This window comes from Solibacillus sp. FSL K6-1126 (assembly GCF_038003445.1).
Lineage (GTDB): Bacteria > Bacillota > Bacilli > Bacillales_A > Planococcaceae > Solibacillus > Solibacillus silvestris.
Genome location: NZ_JBBOPD010000001.1, coordinates 2,185,330 through 2,206,191, shown reverse-complemented (window position 1 = coordinate 2,206,191; position 20,862 = coordinate 2,185,330). Strand labels below are relative to the sequence as shown.

The 20,862-nt window shown below is 37.0% G+C and carries 22 protein-coding genes; 14 read left to right on the top strand and 8 right to left on the bottom strand.

Features of this window, described 5'->3' with window-relative positions; genetic code table 11:
- The first annotated feature begins 34 nt into the window (after positions 1 to 34).
- From MHH44_RS10785 to MHH44_RS10770, 4 genes are all read left to right on the top strand, one after another.
- Positions 35 to 1,432 (top strand): ABC transporter permease, encoded by a 1,398-nt coding sequence (locus MHH44_RS10785; protein WP_339261831.1) that lies wholly within the window; start codon positions 35 to 37, stop codon positions 1,430 to 1,432.
- 14 nt (positions 1,433 to 1,446) lie between these two features.
- Positions 1,447 to 2,943 (top strand): ABC transporter permease, encoded by a 1,497-nt coding sequence (locus tag MHH44_RS10780; RefSeq protein WP_339261830.1) that lies wholly within the window; start codon positions 1,447 to 1,449, stop codon positions 2,941 to 2,943.
- A 19-nt stretch (positions 2,944 to 2,962) separates the two neighbouring features.
- On the top strand, positions 2,963 to 4,777 hold the full coding sequence (locus MHH44_RS10775) for an ABC transporter substrate-binding protein (RefSeq protein WP_340798547.1): 1,815 nt from the start codon (positions 2,963 to 2,965) through the stop codon (positions 4,775 to 4,777).
- Between the two features lie 93 nt (positions 4,778 to 4,870).
- Positions 4,871 to 6,444 (top strand): IS3 family transposase gene (locus MHH44_RS10770; protein WP_340797534.1). Its coding sequence is split into 2 segments (ribosomal slippage): positions 4,871 to 5,510 and positions 5,510 to 6,444, totalling 1,575 coding nucleotides; the frame shifts between segments, so codons are not numbered across the junction.
- A 91-nt stretch (positions 6,445 to 6,535) separates the two neighbouring features.
- Here the strand turns inward: MHH44_RS10770 and MHH44_RS10765 are convergent.
- The gene (locus tag MHH44_RS10765) at positions 6,536 to 6,955 is read right to left on the bottom strand and encodes an EAL domain-containing protein (RefSeq protein ID WP_340798545.1); all 420 of its coding nucleotides are present in this window, start codon (positions 6,953 to 6,955) and stop codon (positions 6,536 to 6,538) included.
- A 322-nt stretch (positions 6,956 to 7,277) separates the two neighbouring features.
- Between MHH44_RS10765 and MHH44_RS10760 the strand changes: the two genes are divergently transcribed.
- The gene (locus tag MHH44_RS10760; RefSeq protein WP_340798544.1) at positions 7,278 to 7,472 is read left to right on the top strand and encodes a hypothetical protein; all 195 of its coding nucleotides are present in this window, start codon (positions 7,278 to 7,280) and stop codon (positions 7,470 to 7,472) included.
- An 80-nt stretch (positions 7,473 to 7,552) separates the two neighbouring features.
- The gene (locus MHH44_RS10755; RefSeq protein ID WP_340798543.1) at positions 7,553 to 8,521 is read left to right on the top strand and encodes an S-layer homology domain-containing protein; all 969 of its coding nucleotides are present in this window, start codon (positions 7,553 to 7,555) and stop codon (positions 8,519 to 8,521) included.
- 136 nt (positions 8,522 to 8,657) lie between these two features.
- On the opposite strand, the gene MHH44_RS10750 is transcribed toward MHH44_RS10755, so the two are convergent.
- Positions 8,658 to 9,134, bottom strand: a complete 477-nt coding sequence (locus MHH44_RS10750; RefSeq protein WP_008403653.1) for a YusW family protein — start codon at positions 9,132 to 9,134, stop codon at positions 8,658 to 8,660.
- Between the two features lie 305 nt (positions 9,135 to 9,439).
- On the opposite strand from MHH44_RS10750, the gene MHH44_RS10745 reads away from it, so the two are divergent.
- On the top strand, positions 9,440 to 10,792 hold the full coding sequence (locus tag MHH44_RS10745; protein ID WP_340798542.1) for a TraB/GumN family protein: 1,353 nt from the start codon (positions 9,440 to 9,442) through the stop codon (positions 10,790 to 10,792).
- Positions 10,793 to 10,872: 80 nt separating this feature from the next.
- Here the strand turns inward: MHH44_RS10745 and MHH44_RS10740 are convergent, their stop codons facing one another.
- Positions 10,873 to 11,211 carry a GlpM family protein gene (locus MHH44_RS10740; protein WP_340798541.1) on the bottom strand — a complete coding sequence of 113 codons (339 nt, stop codon included), beginning with the start codon at positions 11,209 to 11,211 and terminating at the stop codon, positions 10,873 to 10,875.
- Between the two features lie 248 nt (positions 11,212 to 11,459).
- Between MHH44_RS10740 and MHH44_RS10735 the strand changes: the two genes are divergently transcribed.
- The 7 genes from MHH44_RS10735 to MHH44_RS10705 all read left to right on the top strand — a co-directional run bounded on the left by MHH44_RS10735 (position 11,460) and on the right by MHH44_RS10705 (position 17,931).
- Entirely contained in the window at positions 11,460 to 12,269 is an 810-nt protein-coding gene (locus MHH44_RS10735; protein ID WP_340798540.1) for an AraC family transcriptional regulator, read from the top strand.
- Positions 12,270 to 12,390: 121 nt separating this feature from the next.
- Positions 12,391 to 13,389 (top strand): ABC transporter substrate-binding protein, encoded by a 999-nt coding sequence (locus MHH44_RS10730; RefSeq protein ID WP_340798539.1) that lies wholly within the window; start codon positions 12,391 to 12,393, stop codon positions 13,387 to 13,389.
- 130 nt (positions 13,390 to 13,519) lie between these two features.
- Positions 13,520 to 14,530 (top strand): FecCD family ABC transporter permease, encoded by a 1,011-nt coding sequence (locus MHH44_RS10725; RefSeq protein ID WP_340798538.1) that lies wholly within the window; start codon positions 13,520 to 13,522, stop codon positions 14,528 to 14,530.
- On the top strand, positions 14,520 to 15,548 hold the full coding sequence (locus tag MHH44_RS10720; protein ID WP_340798537.1) for a FecCD family ABC transporter permease: 1,029 nt from the start codon (positions 14,520 to 14,522) through the stop codon (positions 15,546 to 15,548). Before MHH44_RS10725 ends, MHH44_RS10720 begins: the two co-directional genes overlap by 11 nt.
- Before the next feature lie 6 nt (positions 15,549 to 15,554).
- Positions 15,555 to 16,340 carry an ABC transporter ATP-binding protein gene (locus MHH44_RS10715; protein WP_008403643.1) on the top strand — a complete coding sequence of 262 codons (786 nt, stop codon included), beginning with the start codon at positions 15,555 to 15,557 and terminating at the stop codon, positions 16,338 to 16,340.
- Between the two features lie 9 nt (positions 16,341 to 16,349).
- Positions 16,350 to 17,084 (top strand): alpha/beta hydrolase, encoded by a 735-nt coding sequence (locus MHH44_RS10710; RefSeq protein WP_340798536.1) that lies wholly within the window; start codon positions 16,350 to 16,352, stop codon positions 17,082 to 17,084.
- 277 nt (positions 17,085 to 17,361) lie between these two features.
- Positions 17,362 to 17,931 carry a hypothetical protein gene (locus MHH44_RS10705; protein WP_340798535.1) on the top strand — a complete coding sequence of 190 codons (570 nt, stop codon included), beginning with the start codon at positions 17,362 to 17,364 and terminating at the stop codon, positions 17,929 to 17,931.
- Between the two features lie 65 nt (positions 17,932 to 17,996).
- Here the strand turns inward: MHH44_RS10705 and MHH44_RS10700 are convergent, their stop codons facing one another.
- The 5 genes from MHH44_RS10700 to MHH44_RS10680 form a co-directional block, all read right to left on the bottom strand.
- Entirely contained in the window at positions 17,997 to 18,260 is a 264-nt protein-coding gene (locus MHH44_RS10700) for a hypothetical protein (protein WP_008403639.1), read from the bottom strand.
- Entirely contained in the window at positions 18,253 to 18,927 is a 675-nt protein-coding gene (locus MHH44_RS10695; RefSeq protein WP_340798534.1) for an HAD hydrolase-like protein, read from the bottom strand. The genes MHH44_RS10700 and MHH44_RS10695 overlap by 8 nt, the downstream gene beginning before the upstream one ends.
- Before the next feature lie 5 nt (positions 18,928 to 18,932).
- Complete coding sequence (locus MHH44_RS10690) at positions 18,933 to 19,406, bottom strand: DUF5412 family protein (protein WP_238541453.1); 474 nt, start codon at positions 19,404 to 19,406, stop codon at positions 18,933 to 18,935.
- A 188-nt stretch (positions 19,407 to 19,594) separates the two neighbouring features.
- The gene (locus MHH44_RS10685) at positions 19,595 to 20,122 is read right to left on the bottom strand and encodes a YceI family protein (RefSeq protein WP_008403636.1); all 528 of its coding nucleotides are present in this window, start codon (positions 20,120 to 20,122) and stop codon (positions 19,595 to 19,597) included.
- Between the two features lie 133 nt (positions 20,123 to 20,255).
- Positions 20,256 to 20,858, bottom strand: a complete 603-nt coding sequence (locus tag MHH44_RS10680) for an FMN-binding negative transcriptional regulator (protein WP_008403633.1) — start codon at positions 20,856 to 20,858, stop codon at positions 20,256 to 20,258.
- Between the last annotated feature and the right edge of the window lie 4 nt (positions 20,859 to 20,862).

The following is a 20,862-nucleotide window of genomic DNA, read 5'->3' as shown; positions in this document are numbered from 1 at the left end:
AGAGAATTGGTAAGAAAGGAGCTGCTTTTGTTTCATGCAGCATTTATTTTTTGAAAGCTTTCAAAAAAATGCTTCGAAAAAGAGTTATTATTTTGCTTTTGTATTGCTCGGCTTGCTCGTACACATTTTCACAGTTCCGCTCTATTTAATGAATCGATCCAAATCAACGTATGCGGAAAAGGCTATGAATGTGAAGAGACAAATAATAGAAGACGAGAAAGTATTCGAGTGGCATAAGCAATATGAAGTAGAAGAACGGACGAAAGCTCAGTTTTTCAATCGAAAGGTCGATGAGCAAACTATTATTCAAGCTGCGAAAGCGCTTGCCCAGCAAAAATTGGAGCGAGAAATAGAAAAAAGGCTTGAGGCAAATGGAGTAGTGGAAAACTCCTACAAAAATTATTTTAGTACACTATTAGAACGTCCGAACTTTTTACTGATTACAATAATTCCTGGTATTTTGATGTATGCTTTACTACTCATTACGAGTAATCCATTTACTCGCTTTATTTTTGAGCGCTTATTACAAAGTGTGTTCGTTATCATTGGGGTAGCAACGCTTGTGTTTACGATTTTGTATATTTCACCGTTTGACCCTGCCCGTAATTTGCTGGGGGTAGAGGCAACTCCTGCACAAGTCGAAAACTTTAATAAGCTATACGGGTTGGATCAGCCCTACTTAGTACAGCTTTGGCATTCACTGTCAAGTCTGTTTACATTTGATTTAGGAACATCTTTTGCAGGGAAAGAAGATGTCACACAAAGCATATTAAACAAATTTCCTGTAACACTTGAAATCGCAATGTTCTCTTTACTGATGGCGATTGCAATAGCGATTCCGGTCGGTATTGTTTCTGCAGTGCGTCCAAATTCATTTATTGATTATGTATTTATGCTAATCGCATTAATCGGACTATCCATTCCAAGTTTCTGGCAAGGGCTAATTTTTATATTGACGTTCTCGCTGGAATTAAAATGGTTCCCGGCAACGTATAATCCGAGCAACTGGATGTCGCTCGTTCTACCGATCGTTGTACTTGGAACATCAATAACAGCATCAATTGCTCGTATGACAAGGTCCAGTATGCTGGAAGTAATCCATGAAGATTATATTATTACAGCAAAAGCAAAAGGGTTAAGTGAACGAAAAGTAATTACTAAGCACGCGATCCGTAATGCAATGATTCCGATTATTACAGTTATTGGCCTGCTGTTTGGCGGAATGCTAGGCGGTGCTGCAGTAACAGAGAAAGTATTTAATATTAGCGGTATTGGAAGTTATATTGTCGACAAGCAATTTATTCCGGATATCCCGGCAATTTTGGGTGGGGTTGTTTATATTGCGATCACCATTTCCATAGTGAATATGCTGATCGATATTTTATACGCTTTCTTTGACCCAAGAATTCGTTCGAAAATGAAAAAATCTTAGGAGAGGGTAACGACGTGAAATTTATATCAGATGTAAAACTGCTGTTGAAAATAACACAAGAGTATGTAAATGCACAGTTTACCATTGCTTTTTCTGCGATTTTTTCATTGCTGTTTTTACTTTATAGTTTTAATTTTTCAGAAGGTGTATGGCGGCCTTATGTACTTGCATTTTTTGCGATTTATATTGGTACAACAATATACGTATGGCTCATATCACTGCTTATTAAAAAGGATTTAGCGGAGCATCGAGAACTGACAAAGCGTACACGACTTCTCGGTATTCCATTGATTTTAACCATTTTCGTCGGGAATGTATTTGCTGCTGGATTCGGCTTTATGCTCGCAACGAAAAACAAAACGGCAGAATATACTTTTGCTGTTTATGCATTTTTGACACAAATATTCATTATCCTGATTTCAGGATTAAATTTGTTCAAACCATATGTAGTCGATACATTTGTTCTTGCTATGGGCGGATTTATCTTACTAACATTGCTGTATTTGGCAACAGCTGTGTTAATTGCGAAGTTTGTCACGGTTGATACAGCACCTAAATGGATGCTGCCGCTTGGAATTGTACTGCTTATTCCAACAGTGACAGGCAATTTTTTCTCGCTGTTGCTAGGCATTACACTAATTCGTAAAGCGCGGAATTCAGATCCGTCCGCTGTGGAGAAATGGCAAAAAACTTGGAATAAAATATTACGTAATACGATGGCGGTTTTTGGCCTGTTTTTCATCGTTTTCATGTTCAGTTTATCGGTTGTCAGCTCATGGACCTTTGATTATGACTTTGCAGTTGAAAACAATTATGCGGTATTGCTGCAAACACCGTCACTTGAATATCCGTTAGGTACCGATAATTTTGGCAGGGATTTATTTTCCCGAATTGTATTCGGTGCGCAGATATCTTTAATTGTTGGTTTCAGTGCAACGATCATTCCCGCAATAATCGGCGGTGCGCTCGGTGCGATTTCAGGCTATTACGGAAAAAATACCGACAATATCATTATGCGTGCATTGGACATTTTATATGCAATTCCTGGTATTCTGTTGGCGATTGCGATTATTGCCGCATTTGGCGCAAATACGACCAATTTGATTATCGCATTAAGTGTCGGTGCAATTCCGACCTATGCGAGAACGATGCGGGCAAATGTATTGCAAATTTCAAACTATGAATTTGTGGAATCCGCCAGGGCATTAGGGGCAAATGACCGTTCGATTATTTTCAAGCATATTGTCCCAAATGCATTAGCACCAATGATAGTTAAAGCAACATTAACAATCGGAGGAGCCGTTATTTCAACTAGTAGTTTAAGTTTCCTCGGGTTAGGTATTGAACCGCACATACCGGAGTGGGGAAATATTTTAAAAGTTGGAAGTACGTATTTAGAGTCACATTCATATTTAGCGATTTTCCCGGGGCTATGTATTATGCTGCTTGTTTTATCGTTTAACTTTTTCGGCGATGGACTGCGTGACGCATTGGACCCAAAATCTAATTAACTTTTTGGAGGAATTTTTCATGAATAAAAAATTATTTACGTTAGCATCAACAGCAACAGTGGCAGCAGTAGCATTAGCAGGCTGTGTCGAAACAAAATCGGATGTAAAAGAAAATGATTCAGCAACTACTGAAACGGCTGGGACAAAGCCAGTCATCGAATTACTTGGTATGGCTTCTTCTGAGCAGGACATGAACATCGTACGTGACCAGTTAGTGAAGAACGGTTTCGATGTAAAACTGAATATCCAACCGGATTACGGTTCATTCACAGCACAGCAAGATGCGGGCAATTTTGACATTGCCATTTCAAGTTGGACGACTGTAACAGGTAACCCTGACTATGCAGTACGCGGATTATTCAAAACTGGTGGGGACTACAGCCGTACTTCAGATGAAACAGTCGACAAATTAATCGATGAAGCGAGTACGCTAACAGGTGATGAAGCAAAGGAAAAATATAAAGAGCTGGAACAAGCTTTAGTATTCGACAATGCCTATATTGCACCATTATATATTTCTCAAAAGTTCCAAGGTATTTATAAAGCAGAAGTAAATCCTGATACAGTACGGCTGCCAAAATCACGTGCTCAAGCATGGGAAACAATTTCATTCAATGAAGAAGCGAAAAATGCTTCAGAAACATTGGTCCTTCACCAAGCATTAGCTTCATTAACATCACTTGATCCGGTTAAAGCAAACGATGGCTCGATTAATACATTAAACACAAATATGTATGTTCGTTTAGTAAACTTATCGGATACAGATGAAGTCGTATCAGAAGGCTCACTTTCTTATGACCACGCAGTAGCCGAAAACAATGAAGAGTATTATTTCGTGTTGCGCGATGATATTAACTTCGCAAAAGTGGAAGGGGAAAAAGCAGTTGATACAGGGGATTTAGTTTCAGCAGAAGATGTTGTATTCTCATTAAACCGTGCAAAAGACGAAACATCAGTTCCGGATCACCGCACATATTCAATCCATGAAAATATTGATACAGTTGAAATCATATCGGATATTACTTCATTGGAGTCAGTGAAAACAGCAGATGGCAAGTCTGTTTTAGAAGAATTATCAGATGACCTGCCTGCAGCAATTTCTGAAGTTGTGACAGATGAAAAAGATGTAGACAATGCAGCAGGGAAATACCAAGTTGTAAAACTAACAACGCCAAATCCATTCCCGCAAGTATTAAACTACTTAGCGCACCAATCTGGCGGAATTGTATCTGAAGCGGCAGTAACTGCAGTGAACACATTTGATGTAGCAAGCTATGACCCGAACACGGATATCGCATACGGTGATCAATCGACTGTTACGGAAGGCGCAAGCTATGCAAACCATTTAGCAGCATCAGGTCCGTATATTTTAGTGAAGAAAAATGACTATGAAGCAACGTTCGTGAAAAACCCTGCATACCAGGCAGGAACTGAAAACGAACCGAAAATTGAAAATATCAGCGTTCGTTTCATCCAGGATAATGACAGTGCACTATCAGCATTGCGTAATGGTGAAATCCACGTATTACAATCAGTTCCTGAAACGAAAACAGATGTAGTTGAAGGCGATGAAAACTTACAATTAAAAACAGCCGACAGCAACGCAGTATCGTACTTATTGTTCAATACAAGCGGTCGTGAAGCAGCAAAATCTGCAGACTTACGTAAAGCAGTCCTTCACTCGATCAATCAAGATGAGTTCATCAGCTACTACCAAGGTAAGAAAAAACCAGCTGTATCAACAGTTTCACCTTTAATTGACACAGGTTTAAAACTGGAAGCAGACAGCGAAAAAGTTAAAGAATTCTTAAAAGCATATAACGAGTTAAAATAACATCATAAAAAACCGAAGCAGCTATTAATGATATGCTCCCCATTAGGTAGACAGATAAAAAATAAAATCTGTTTGTCGAATGGGGGCATTTTTTTGTCTAATAAAACATTTTCAATAGATACTAAGATTTTGGCTCTTAAATATTTAGAGGAAGGTCGTTACTCGGTAAGAGAAATTTGTCGCATGTTTAATGTGAATGTAGCTAGATTATACGAATGGCGAGCTAAATATCAATTTGGGGGCACAAGCGCATTACTTCGTCCTGCGAAAAATAAAATTTACCCTCAAGAGTTGAAAAGAAATGCCATTGAAGATTACTTAACAGGTAAGTATTCAAAGCACGAGATTATGGCCAAATATGGAATCAGTGGTCAAAATGTATTCAACAGGTGGTTAAAAAAATATAATAGTCATAGTGATTTAAAAGACTCGAATAAAAGGGTGAGCCAAACTATGACTAAGGGAAGAAACACTACTCTAGAAGAACGAATTGAAATTGCGAAAACTTGTATAAAGAATCAAAAGGATTATAAAACAACGGCAACTCAACATAATGTGACTTACCAACAAGTTTACCAGTGGGTACGGAAGTTTGAAGTTGGTGGCGAAGAATCTCTTGAAGATCGCCGTGGGCGAATGAAATCAGCGGATGAACGTACACCAGAAGATAAATTACGGTTAAAAATCCAACAAATAGAACGTGAAAATGAAAGATTACGTGCTGAAAATTTACTTTTAAAAAAGTTAGAGGAAATCGAAAGGAGGCTTCGTTAAGTAAAATTCGTACGCAGAGTCATTATTTAGCTATTCAAGAATTAGCAGAAAAAGAAAAATTTCCGATTCTATTACTTTGTAAATTAGCTAACGTATCACGAGCAGCTTATTATAAATGGTTAAACCGCCAGCCAACATCGCAAGAATTGGAAAACAGACAGTTAGTAGCATCCATTAATCATTTATATAAACAAGTAAATGGTATTTACGGCTATCGTAGAATCACTATGACAATCAATCGTCAGCGCGAAAAAGAAGGCTTAAATAAAGTAAATAAAAAACGTATTTATCGACTGATGCAGATTTCCGATTTACAGGCAGTTATTCGATGTCGTCCAAAAAAGTACCGTAAGGTAACACCAGATTACACAGCTGAGAACGTATTAGCACGCGAATTTACGGCCAAAAAGCCAAATCAAAAATGGTGTACAGACGTAACTGAATTCCAGTATGGAAATGGTAAAAAGGCTTATTTAAGTGCGATTATTGATCTATATGACAAGTCTATTGTCAGTTACAAATTAGGACATTTAAATAATAATGATTTAGTTTTCAAGACCGTTAAACCAGCTATACGCCAGTTAAATCAAAAGGAGTTTCCTATCCTACATAGTGATCGAGGATATCAATATACATCAAAAGAATTCAAGCGAATCATAGAGAAAGCAAATCTGACACACAGTATGTCGAGAGTCGGCCGCTGTATTGATAATGGACCGATAGAAGCGTTTTGGGGGACTCTAAAAGTAGAGAAGTATTATTTACATAAGTTTGAGACGTACGAAGAGTTAAAACATGCGATTGATACATATATAAAATTCTATAACAACGAACGATATCAAGAAACATTAAACGGCTTGAGTCCTAAAGAGTTCAGGTCTCAAGCCGCTTAAAGCATTTTTATTATTTCCACTGTCTACTTGACAGGGAGCAGTTCATTAATAGTTGCTTCGGTTTATTTGTTTTAATGGATGGAACAAAAGATTATGAAACTTGCGGTGATAAATAACCGGCTTTCATGATGTGTTCAAACATTTCCTTCTTAACGGGTTTGGAAAATAGATAGCCTTGAATTACATCGCAGTCATTCTTCTTGAGGAATTTAAGCTGTTCAAACTCTTCCACACCTTCTGCGACCACATTCATCTCCAACGATTTTGCTAAATTTAATGTAGCACAAATAATACCGTTATCTACCTTGTCCTCATTATTAATATTATTAATAAATATTTTATCGATTTTAATTTTATTCGGTTTAAACTTTCGAATCGAAGCTAAAGATGCATAGCCGGTACCAAAATCGTCCACCGCGATACGAATTCCAAGTTCTTTCAAGCTTTGAATCGTAGAATATACACTCGATTCGATATTCAGCAAAGTATCTTCTGTAATTTCGAATTCCAATTAGAACGGATCGATCCCATATGATCCAATTGTGTTTTGACATGTTGAAACAGCCCTTTTTTCATAAATTGGATTGGTGGGATATTAATTGCAATGGGGATGATGGCAATCCGTTTTCTTTGCATTCTTTAAGATATTGGCACACCTTTTCAATCACCCAATCGGTAACTTCCATTGATCATATGGTTTTCTTCCACAAGTGGGATAAATTCACCAGGACAGGAATGAGAGTATTTATTAAAAAATGGAAAAATATACAATGACTAGGCAATTTGTGCTAAACTGATTGTAACAGTTTACAATAGGAAGGTAGTTTAAACGTATGAAAAAAACAACATTATACTTGGCTCTCTTTACAACTCCAGCTGTCACCATAACTGCACCTGCATACATCAATGCTGCAAATGACTGGCAGGTTGAAAATGTGGAAAACCTCATCGATCAGATTAATCCATTTAGCACTACATACGAATATTATTTAATAGAGGCAAAAAATGCTTACAGCAAAACTATGTAGCCAATTATCGAGATTTACTTTATATCGAAGAAGTACAACGCAACACTTCATATGGGTGGGATCCTTATTATATTGATGAAATGGAAAAGCCAACCGATTATCCGACAAACATAGAAGTTTCAAAAAAAGGACAATTGTATACGGTAGTAATGCCGGTTACAGAAATGAATCAGTATACGAACACAAAAATAGCTGTATCGGATACTATTACACTTACAATCCCTTATGTTGCGGTGCCAAAAACAAATAATAATGATATTGTGACAATGACAATTGAAGAAATTAATGAAGATTCTATACTGTTTACTGCAAGTATGTATGATGAAAACTTCGAATTTTCTTCCTATATTGATATAGAAGTAAAGGGATTGCCTTCTTCAACTACCATTGTTCGTCTAGATAACGATGGGGAGTATATAGCAACGCCATACAGAAAAATTGCAAATAAAAATATAATAAAAACGAAAACATCCGCACAATTTAAAGTTGTAAATAGTCGAGTGCAATTTTTTGATATTCATGCCGATGGGCATCAATATGAAATTGAACAGTTAGCGAAACGTAAAATCGTTAGTGGGGTAGAAAACGGATATTACAAACCGAATACGCAAGTAACTTTGGCGCAATATGCGGCAATGATTGCCCGTTCGATGAATATTACGACAAACGAAAGTTCCACGTATCTAGATATCAGTGGTAAATGGTATGAAACTTCTATAGTGGCACTGTTGGAAACCGGTATACTTGAGCATCCAAATAGTAACTATTTCAATGCAGGGAAAGTTGTTACACGGCAGGAAGCAGCTGTTTTATCAATACGGATGCTGCAATATGCGGGGGTCCAAATTTCAGATCCTGATTATAAAAAAATCCCATTTACTGATTTTAAACAGCTATCTACGTCTGACCGTTATTTTGTAGCAACAGCTTATGAGTTTGGAATTTTTGGTGGTAAGAAAAATGGCCAATTTGACCCGAATGGAAAACTGACACGTTCGCAAATGGCAAAAGTATTATATAAAACATTGCAGATCGCAAAAATGATTTAATTCAGTTTGGCAAGAAAAAATGAAGAGGGGAGCAAATAACACAAAAGTGCCATTTTTCCGTGGGGAGAAAAATGGCACTTTTTAGCTGCCGTAAAAATCGACTGGGATATCTACTTCAGTTCCAGCTGCATTATCATTATTGCTGTGCTACACGGTGGTACTCTTTTACTGTACCATCTGCATATTTAATTTCAATTTCCACTTCCAAATAGCTGTCCGGTTGTTCAAATTTTTGCAGCACTTCATCAATTACCGCATCATCTTCTGAATTGATATCGAATGTGAAGCTTTCAAAAATCGGAACCAATTTGTTCGTTGCTTCATTACCTTCAATTTTTGTTTTGTTCACTTCATCTTCGATTTGTGCTTCTGCGCGAGATGCTTCATTTTCATAACTCACTTCATAACTCTTATCATCCGCATACTGGATATCCAAATCAAAGTGAGTAAAGTTAAATGGGGCATCCGGAGTTTCGGTTACAGTACTTGTCTGATTCATTGTATTTTGTTCTGTCGGCGCATTTTCAGGCAAATTGGTTGCTTCCTCGCTGTCACCACAGCCTACTAACAATGCAGTTGTACTTAATGCGCAAATTAATGCAAATTTCTTCATGAATGGAAACCACCTTTCTTGTAACTATTGTTAAAATACCCGATTTATTAAAAATTAATCAGCTTCATATTATTTAGAAAAATATAGTTATTTTTATTTAAGTCAAATTATCTAGTTACAGCTTTTGGGTACATAGACAAAAAATTTAAATGTCAAAATATTCTATATTTAAATAAATTTATGTTACACTTATTTCGTGAAATAGATTTTAATGGAAAATGATTTAACCTTGAATTTATCCATTATCTATAATTTATTTCAAAAAACTAATTGGAAATGACTTTCAAATGCAGGAGGATGTTTAAATGAAAAAGATGACTAAAACTGTTTTGGCTACAACGTTGGGGACTTCATTGATGCTTACATCAATTATGCCTGCCGTTAAAGCGGAACAAGTAACACCGGATATAAGCAGTTGGGCAATCGGTACATTAAATGAAGGCGAAAAGTTCGGTATCTTTCCGATCGAATGGTACTATGACGGCTTCCGTTCTACTATTACAGCTGAACGTTTAGATTCATTAATTAAGCTAACTGCTCAAAAAATTGCAACTTTAAATTTGGATAAAAACGAAGAATTTAAACCAGTAGCGGTAAAAGGCGATGGCACACGCGGTGATATTATTAACCGTCTTTATAATATTGTCGGCCAATACAAGTTAAATACAGAAAAAGATGCTGTTACATATATGCAGAAACAAAAAATATTACAAGGGTCAGAACAAGGCTTGATGCTCGACAAAAAAGCTACAACACAACATGCGGTAATTTTTGCAGTACGCTTAATACAGAATACATTTGAGCAGGCAAACGAAGGTGCAAAAGGTGTTGCATGGGTAGTGGAAGACGAAGATACAAAAGTGTATTTGCTTGGTTCCATTCATGTAGGAACACCTGATTTATATCCTATGCATAAACAATTAACGAAAGCCTTCGATGATTCGGACGGCCTTTTCGTTGAAGCGAACTTATTAGATCCAACTGGTATGGATTATTATATCGAAAAAGCAATGTTTAAAGATGGACGAACGATTAAAGATGTTGTAAGTGAAGAAACGTATGCGAAACTTCAGAAAGTCGCAACTCAACTTGAAGTGCCTATGGAAGAACTGGAAATGCAAAAGCCTTGGTTGCTTTCAAATAATTTTTCGACAATGATGATGGACGGGGCATTTGGTTTAACAGCAGAAGAAATGGCGATGCATGGGGTAGATATGCAATTTTTATTAAGTGCTTACTTACAGCAAAAGCCTATTTATGAGCTAGAAGGTGTTAATGCACAAGTCGATATGTTTGAAGCTTTATCTCCAGAAGCCCAGGAAGAATCATTGGTAGCCGCTCTTGACGGTATTTTGGAGCCTACTGAACAATCAGAAGAAGATGTACAGTTAATGGCAGACTGGTTCACGAATTGGGTCAAAGGTGATGTGGAAAAGTTTGCGGCAAGCTTAACTGAAATGGAAGGAGACACATCCGAGTTCAATCAGATGCTGTTTGGTAAACGTGATGAAGAAATGGCCGCAAAGCTTGTTGATGTATTGGAAGAACAGCAAGGTACATTCTTTGTCGTTGTCGGCGCAGGTCACTTCTTAGTCGATAAAAATATTCGCTATCATTTAGAACAAAGCGGTTATGAAGTAAAACCATTTTATCAATAAAATTAAAAGCGCATGGGGCTGGTTACGAAAGTAACTGCTCCATGCGCTTTTATTTTTGGAAATCCATAATAAAACTGTTACTAAGCGTTTAATAACGCAAGCACAGGTCTTCCGGCAACCATGAAAACGATGTAAACCGAAAGTGCTCCTAAAATAGCATAACTAGGCTTCCATAAACCGGATAAATAAAAAACAAGTACAGTAAATAACACCATGCCGACAGCACCAAAAATGGCGTTTTGCTGGACAATATGAAAAGTATCTTCCGTCATATTTTTCATTTGCAACCGCATATTGAGTAACGTTAAGATCGGAAGCAATGTTATAATACCGGACAAAAAGTGCAGATTCGATTTGCTTAACCATGAAGCCAGCAGCATAACTGTACCGCCAAGAATAAACTGAATGATATAAAACAAGGACCAAATACCTCTATTCCATTAAAATACAATAACTATAAATCAATGTGTATCAACTATCAACAACATTTTCGGAAAATAGAATTAATTAAGTGAAATGAGATTTCCTTGGCTTATTTTAAGTATGAATTATATGATAAATTGCATTAATTCACTCAAGTAGTAAAAATATGTTGAATTATTAAGTCATAGTAGTGTACCTTTATTGAAAATGATTATCATTCCCATGGTATTGAAAGATAAAGCGGGTGAGGAACATTCAAACAAATGATTTAATAAAATATTTCGCCAACTCAACGGTTCAATATTCGGATTTATTTGTAACAAGTTTAGGTCCATATGTACATGATCACAATCGTAATACAGCTCCATATTTCTACGGACTCGTTATTACTCTTTCGGGTAGTGCAAATTTTTCGTTAAATGGAGAAGTATACGCTATACAGAAAGGGGTTATCCTGCATGCCGGACCTAATATGGCGATTGATATTACAGTCACGAGTGAAGAACCATGGCATTATACGGTACTGCATTATGAAATGATAAGCAGCCCCTTTTCAGTGGAAATAGGCCATTTTAAAATTGAAACAGGTCATCATCATAAATTGGATTATTTAGTCCACCAATTAATTTATTTCGAAAAAATACCGGGCGATTTAAACAAGCTGAAATGCAAATCCCTGTTTATGCAGCTGGTGGAATTTTTCGTCATTTGCGCAAAAATGCAAACATCAAATAATGTGGTGGACCAGGCCATTACATTTATGACCGAACATTATAGATTACCTATTACGATAGCAGAAATCGCGGAAGAGGTAGGGTGTGACCGTCGACGCCTTGCCTATTTGTTCCATAAGCAAACCGGCATGTCACCCATTCAATTTTTAACGGAAATCCGGTTAAAACAATCGAGGGAATTGCTGCGCACGACATCAATTCCGATTAAGGACATTGCTGAACTAATCGGTTACCAGGATGCATTCTACTTTTGTCGTGTTTTTAAAAAGCAATATCATATGACACCGACAAATTTCCGAAAGCAATATTTAACTGTTTGAGCAAAAGTCCATTCCTTTTGTAAAAAACTCTATGTACGTAAAAATATTCTTTTGATATTATCGATATTGTACACAAAGTGATAATGATAATCGTTATCGATTAAAACAGGAGGAAAGAATTATGAAGAAATATCGTACATTAATCTTTTCAGGGGCATTGTCTTTAATGCTTTCTGCATGCACTGCAGATGAAGAGGTGGATTCGTCATCTGCAGGTGAATCAGAAAATAAAACAGAACAAGTTACAAATGTAGAAAAAACAGTTGCAGATGAAGAAACAGAAAGAAAAATATCTTATTTAGGGAACGACTACGAAGTACCGGAAAAAGTAGAAAGGATTATTGCAGCAAGTCTGGAAGCGATGGAAGATGCTGCAGTACTTGGTGTAAAGCCTGCTGGTGTTATTTCTATGGACGGTAAGACAATTCCTAAATACTTGGAGTCAGATTTAGCAGGAGCAACTGTTGTCGGTTCAAAAAAAGAACCAAGCACAGAGTCAATGCTTTCTTTAAATCCTGAGGCAATTTTAGGTACTAGCAAATGGGATGAAGCACAAATATCCAATTATAACAAAATAGCAACGACATTCCCTTATTCTCATATTTCTACAAACTGGAAAGAGAATTTATTATTATTTGGCCAATTAGCCGGTAAAGAATCAGAAGCACAGAAAGCATTGGATGACTATGATACGAAATTAGCCAGTACGAAAGAATCGATTGCTAACAGTGAGCTGAAAGATAAAAAGGTTGTAATCATCCGCGTACGTGGCGGGTTGTCGGTCTATCCTGCAGGAGTATATTTAAACCCTTCAATTTATGAAGATTTTGGATTTACAGTGCCGGAAGAATTGAATTCAATCGAAGCACAAACAACTATTACATATGAAACGTTGGCAGAGTGGAACCCGGACATGATTTTCCTTCAATATGCTGATGATGAAAATAAGGATACTCCTGAATTATTACAGGAGATTTTAGATCATCCGATATTCAACAGTACAACTGCTGCCAAAACAAATAATGTGCACGTTAATCTAATTGATGCAATGGCACAGGGTGGGACAGCGTGGTCAAAAATTAACTTCCTGGAAGCATTTAATGAGAACGTATTAAAATAAGTGCGAATTATTCAATAGACAGCTTCAGAGAAGGTAGAACAGACTTTACAATATTTCTGTGAAAGGGCTGTCCCGGAAAGGTTTTCCGGGCAGCCTCTTTCTTTTATTCAATAAAAGGAGGCCTATACTTTTGAATTTTTCATATCGGCATTTCATTTTATTTTCAACAATAATGCCAGTTCTGATTGTTGTTGTGACACTCATGTCGATTTCGATGGGTACAAAATCAATCGCGCTTGAAACGATTATCGATGCAATTATCCGTTACGACAAAGAAAATATAGATCATCAAATCATATGGACTGGACGGGTACCAAGAGCGCTCGCTGTATTATTTGTTGGTGCATTTTTAGCAACAGCAGGTGCAATTATGCAAGGGGTAACTCGAAATTTCCTTGCGTCCCCATCAATTATGGGCGTAACGGATGGATCAGCCTTTTTTATAACGTTGGCCTTTGTTTTTTTGCCAGGAATTTCAAGTTTTAATTTAGTCCTCCTTTCTATGCTAGGTTCACTTTTTGGCGGTGCACTTGTATTTGGTTTCGCATCCATTATTAAAAACGGTCTTTCCCCAGTAAGACTGGCAATTATCGGTACTGTAATCGGTACGTTTATAAGCAGCAGCGGAACAGCAATTGCGATGTATCGTCAAATTTCACAAACGATTACTATGTGGTACAACTCGAAAGTACATATGGTAGAAATGGAATTAATCTATTTATGTGTTCCAATTGGAATGATTGGATTAATACTGGCCATTTCATTGGCGCGCGCTGTAACGATTACTGCGCTTGGCGAAGATGTTGCTGTCGGCTTAGGGCAGAACACAAGAATAGTAAAGCTATTAAGTATGTTAGCTGTCGCTATATTGACAGGTACTGCTGTAGCTCTTGTCGGCAAAATTGCTTTTGTCGGTTTGATCGTACCTCATATTGTAAGAATGCTTGTGGGCGTCGACTATCGAGTAATTATTCCTTGTTCGGCTGTTATGGGTGCATTTTTCCTTTCAGGGTGTGACCTTATAAGCCGTTACATCAATTATCCGTTTGAAACACCGATTGGAGTAGTAACCGCACTTATCGGGGTACCGTTCTTCTTATATTTAATTCGACGTAAAGGCGGGGAAAAATATGCCGCTTAAAAAAACAAGATGGCTTATTATTATTTGCACACTGTTTTTCATACTTCTTATAGCCATGTATATACATTTAACGAACGGTGCATTCACGATGACGACGCCGGAAGTATTTAAGACTTTACTGCGGATTGATTCGACAGAACAATTTGATTTAGTCATATTTGATTTTCGGCTGCCTAGAATTATTACGGCTGCCCTTGTCGGGATGGGCCTTGCGATGGCTGGCGTTGTACTTCAGGGGATTACAAAAAATGCCCTTGCTGATCCGGGAATTATCGGAATTAACGCAGGTGCAGGCTGTGCAATTGTTATTTTCATGTTTTTCTTCCATATCGAACTCATTGATGTGGAAATAAACAGCCTTATTAAAATATTGATTGTTCCGATTTTTGGTTTTGTAGGAGGAGCAATAGCTGCAATAATTATATTGGTCATTTCATTGAAACATGGACGTATGGATATGCAAAGGTTGATTTTAACAGGGATTGCGATTAATACCGGCTTTAGTGCTGTTACCCTATTCTGGTCACTGAAAATGGATGAAGGGGATTATCAGGCAGCCGCTATTTGGATGAATGGTTCCATTTATAATTCCAACTGGTATTTTGTTAGTGCAATGCTGCCATGGCTGATTATTTTAGGGGTTTATATTTATAGGAAAGCCTATTTGCTCGACTACTTTCAATTGGAGGAAGAGACGATTACAAGTCTTGGAATTAGTATAGAAAAAGAAAAAATTAAACTATTGCTTGCAAGTGTCGGACTTGTCAGTGCCTGTGTTTCCGTTTCAGGGAGCATAGGGTTCATTGGATTAATGGCACCGCATATCGCCAGGCAGCTAGTCGGTATTCATCATCGCTATATGATGCCGGTAAGTCTTTTTATAGGGGCTGTATTGCTTGTGTTTTCAGACTATGTAGCGAAAACACTCTTTTCACCTGTAGAACTCTCTGTAGGGATTGTCGTATCACTTGTAGGAATTCCATATTTTCTGTATTTACTTGTAAAATCGAAAGGGTGAGATATATTGTATGCATTTGAAGTTGAAAGCTTAACAACAGGTTATGAGAATACAAGAATTATTGAAAATTTAAATGTAAGTATTCATACAGGTAAGATTACAACGATTATCGGACCTAATGGATGCGGTAAATCAACTTTATTAAAAACAATCGGCCGAATATTAAAAAAGGAATGTGGCGAAATTTTCCTTCAGAATGAAAACATGAATACAATGTCTACTAAGGAAATCGCAAAAAAACTGGCATTACTAGTACAGTCACCGGCAGCACCGGGACAGTTGAAAGTACATGAGCTTATTTCGTATGGACGCTATCCTCACAGGAAAAATGTTGGACGCCTTACGAAAGAAGATAATGAAAAAATCAATTGGGCAATGGAAGTCACAAATACTTTAGAGTTTCGAAATCGGGAAATCGCGGCACTTTCAGGGGGGCAACGTCAGCGCGTGTGGCTGGCAATGGCTTTGGCGCAAGAGACCGATATTTTACTGCTGGACGAACCGACTACATACTTGGATATGGCACATCAACTGGAAGTGCTTGAAATTGTTCAGCATCTTAATAGAACATTTGGCTGTACGATAATTATGGTGCTTCATGATTTGAACCATGCTGCAAGATTTTCAGATGAACTAATTACAATGAAAAAAGGGGAAGTGCTTCATACAGGCACACCCGAACAAATAATGAAAGCCGACATACTAAAAAGTGTATTCCAGATTGACGCTAAGATTATGATTGATCAGGAACATCAGGTACCCGTCTGTTTCTCATATAATTTAATGAAATAGGTGAAGTTAATGCAATCAAATTACAATGACTATTCTTATATTGTGGACATTTACGAACCGTATGAAACTCCTCCGGCACAAGGGTTTCCGGTAATCATCGTGTTGGATGGAACACGCTACAGTAAACTTATGTATGAAACAATGGCAATGCAGTTGCGAAACCGAAAAAAAACATTAGTGGAGCCAGCAATAATTGTTGGTATCGGCCATGATGAAAAAGATATTCCAAAACAGCGATTCCATGATTTCACGTCACCGGCAGATCACTATCATTTTCCTGTTCGCAGGGGGAAAGTGATGCAAGAGCTTCCGGCTGGGGGAGCAGTACAACTAATCGATTATATTTTTCAGCAAATTGTACCGATGCTTCAGGAAAAATATACAGTTGACGATCAGAAAATCTCGCTGTATGGACACTCTTTAGGCGGATTATTTGTGCTGTGGAGCTACTTAACTTATCCCGAAAGCTTTTATAAATATGTAGCTATTAGTCCTTCGATTTGGTGGAATAATCATGAGCTTTTTCGTACAATTCAACAAGCGGAAAAACCTTTTGCAGCTGCTCTATACATAGGAGTCGGAGGTGAGGAGGGCGATATGGTAGATGATGCCCAGAAATTTGTTGAAATGGCTTCGGAGAAATGGATTAATTATGAGTTTTATATAGCAGAAAGCGAAAATCACGCATCCGTCATTCCAACTACGATGAGCCGGGTTTTGCGATTTTTAAAATCAGATGAATAACTAAACTTACCAGGTGGAAACGAACCGGCAGTTAATAACTATATAAATTAAGGGTGAAATTCTCTTTTACATAATACTCCAATAATACAAATTCATAAAACCGCCCTTTATTGTTAGAGAAAAGGGCGGTTTTTAGTATGATTAGCAACTTCCTTATTGTTAACGTTTTAATACTAGGACAGTTGAACAACATGTTTTATGTTGTTATTTGAGGGAATAGATGACTATCACGCTTCATACATCGTTAGCAACATGGATATAGTAGGAGGAATGCAAAATGGGAAACAAAGAATCTGAAACAAATAAAAAATCATATAACCGCTTACCGGATGAACGTAAAGACGAGAAAGTAGAAAAATTTGATGAAACGAATCATGTAAATGTACAAAACGAATCAATGAAAGATGATTTATTGCTTAAAACGAATAAAGAATCGTATAACCGTTTACCGGATGAGCGTGATGATAAAAAAATGGAGAAGTATAATGAACGAAGTCATGTCGAAGGAAATGAGGAAAAAAAAAGCCTAAAAACGAATAAAGAATCATATAACCGTTTACCGGATGAGCGTGATGAAACAAAAATGAAAGATTACAATGAACGCAGCCATGTAGAAGATAACATAAAACAGGAAAAAACTGTTGAGACGGTGAAAGAGTCCTATAACCGGTTACCGGATGAACGTAATGACGAAGAGATGAAATCTTATAATGAACGCAGTCACGTGGAAGGCAATCAGCAACAGGAATCGAGTGTTGATACCGAGAAAGAATCGTACAACCGTCTTCCTGACGAACCTGTTCAGGAAACATCCGTACATGAAAAATATAAAAGTAATAACAAATAAATTTCATCTCCATCTACGCAAAAAAGCATCGACTTAATTCGATGCTTTTTTTGTGTAAACTATTATTAACTTCTAAGCTGATACCAGCTGAACAGCATTGCAATTAAACTGATGCTCAAAAATACCCCGCCAATTACAAGTGATGCATGGGCATAACTCGTTTTTATAAATATGTATTCATTTGTATCTGACATTCCCCCGAGAGATTGTATCCAAATAGTGCCGAGTGAATTGGCAATAGATCCGTTAAAAACAATTAATGTCAGCCCAATAATTGCAAATATGCTGCTTAATTTAAGTAAATCTGAGTTTTTGGTCGAATTAGTCATGTTCTCCCTCCAATATTCGATTGATGTTCAAAATGTCAATTAGTTGTGGAAATTCGGCAATGATATGATGGGCTTTTTTGATTTCTTCATGTTGGGCAAAATCAAAGTTCACTGCAATGGCTATTAGATTGTTATCAATTGCAGCGGTAATATCTGATGCGCGGTCGCCAACGACAAAACCACTGACTATATTCTGTTCCTGCTTTATTTGTTCAACAAGATGGGACTTATTTCTTGATGGAATAATGTCGATACTATAGCACTTTTGTATCCACCCATTTAACTTGAAAGTAGACATAATCGCTTGTAAATAAGCGGTTTCACCATTACTTGCAATAAATAAGGGATACGATTTACTTAATATTTGAAGTGTCGACACTACGTTTTCGTAAAGTGCACCGTTTCCTAGGCGGATTTCTTCAATAAGTGCCGACTGAAAATAATAATTGCTCTTTTCACGAATTTTATCAGAGTGATTCGGACACAACGTCTTCCATACAACATCAAGAGGAACACCCATTATTTCTCGGTATTCATCGATAGGGGTAGCACCTGTCCAAAGATTATTTTTGCGTAAATACTCAAAGGTACGCTCGAGTGCCGGTTCTAAAATAAGATTAGTTTGAAATAAAGTGCCATCCATATCAAAAATTATTGCCGTTTGCATTACCTTCACCTCGTTTTGATTTTATAACCAAATGTTTCCCCATTTTTTAGATTGAGTTTGTGTCCATTAATAATGACAATCTCATCGGTCAGCCATTGAATATTTGCATTTTCGGCATGTCTTTCGTAATAAAACTGTTTTTTAAATCCTAATGGGCCATCAAGTTCCCCCCGAATTCCAAACGATCCCATCGCTCCTGCATCAAAAGCATAGAAATCCAAAGTATAGCCCATATCCGGCGAATAAGATTTTACCAGATGCTCTGTACCACCAAATGAATAAACAATGATTTTTAAAGCGAAAAATAAAAGAATGAGTGATGTAAATAAAATGGAGATGGTATTCAAGAAAGAAGCTACCACTTTTTTTAGGCATGACAATTGTTTGTATTCCTTAAGTAACGAATAAATAATCAGCACAAAAAGGAGAGCAATCACAATGAGTGTTGTATAGGAAAATGTCCATAATGTATTACTCATTATATAAACGCACACGCCTATAAAGGACAAACATAAAGTGAATAACGTAATGGCAGACCAAAAATTTCGCAAAATAGCACCTCACACCTAAATGGAAAATAATGTTTTCAAACTTGACGCTATAAATTATGTAAAGTTGCACAAAAAAATCAGCCGTATACATAATAGCTACGGCTGCTTCTTACTAATTATTGTGCTGGGTTTAATTCAAGTTCTACTTTAATTTTAATATCTTTTCCGACTAATACGCCACCTGTTTCAAGTGCTGCGTTCCATGTAAGACCAAATTCTTCACGGTCAATTTTCGTTTCCGCTTCAAAACCGTAAACTTCAACACCCCATGGATTTGTTCCTTTACCGCCATATTCTACATCGAATACGACTGGTTTCGTTACATCTTTAATCGTCAAATCGCCTGAAACTTTATAGTCATCACCATCTTTTGTGATGCTTGTCGATTTAAATTTAATGTCAGGGAATTGCTCAGTATCAAAGAATTCCGCTGATTTTAAGTGGTTGTCACGATCTTCATTGTTTGTATTAATACTTGTCGTATCAATCGTAATTTCAATTTGCGCCGATGTTAAATCTTCTAAATTATCCACTTCTACATCCGCTGAATAATTAGTGAACTGACCTTTAACTTTCGAGACCATCATATGCTTGACTTCAAAACCAATTGTTGAGTGTGCCTGATCGATTTGCCATTTTGCCATGATAAATTCCTCCCAACTATTATGAAACCCAAGAAGTTCTATACCTTGAATTCGAGATAAATTTACCATATTAGGATAAGGGTGTCAATTAAAATATAAGACTATTTAAATAATTCAAACATTTTACAATCCATTAATTTTCCGTCATTAATTTTGCGATTTCTTTATCAAAACTGTCATTCCGTTTTAGTAATTCACCGATGACAAGTTTTTGACGTTCCTTAGAGTGGCCTTGGCTTAATTTTGCCGTAGCTTCAACTGAACTAATCCGAATTTTAAATGGCACAATGCCTTTTAATAAGTCGTTCATATATTTTGAATCAACAGCATTTACATCATAGGAACTATTAGACACTTCATATTTATCAATCAAATGGTGAAGGGATAGGCGGATTTCCTCTTCATCCTCCATCAGTTCGATAAATCCCTTTACATGAACCGCCACATAATTCCACGTAGGTACAGAATCTTTCGTTTCATACCAGGAAGAAGAGATATAGCTATGCGGGCCATTAAAAATGGCGAGCACCTGCTGATCGAGAATATCTTTCCATTGGGTGTTAGCGCGTGCAAAATGACCGTAAATAAACTTCCCGTCTTCACTTAAGTAGAGCGGTAAATGCGTGGCAGTCGGTACACCTTGGTGAAGGGAAACAACTGTCGCAAAACTATACTCATTAATAATCTGACGAATCCTTTGTTCATCTGTTAATTGATACTGCTTTGGAATGTACATTATT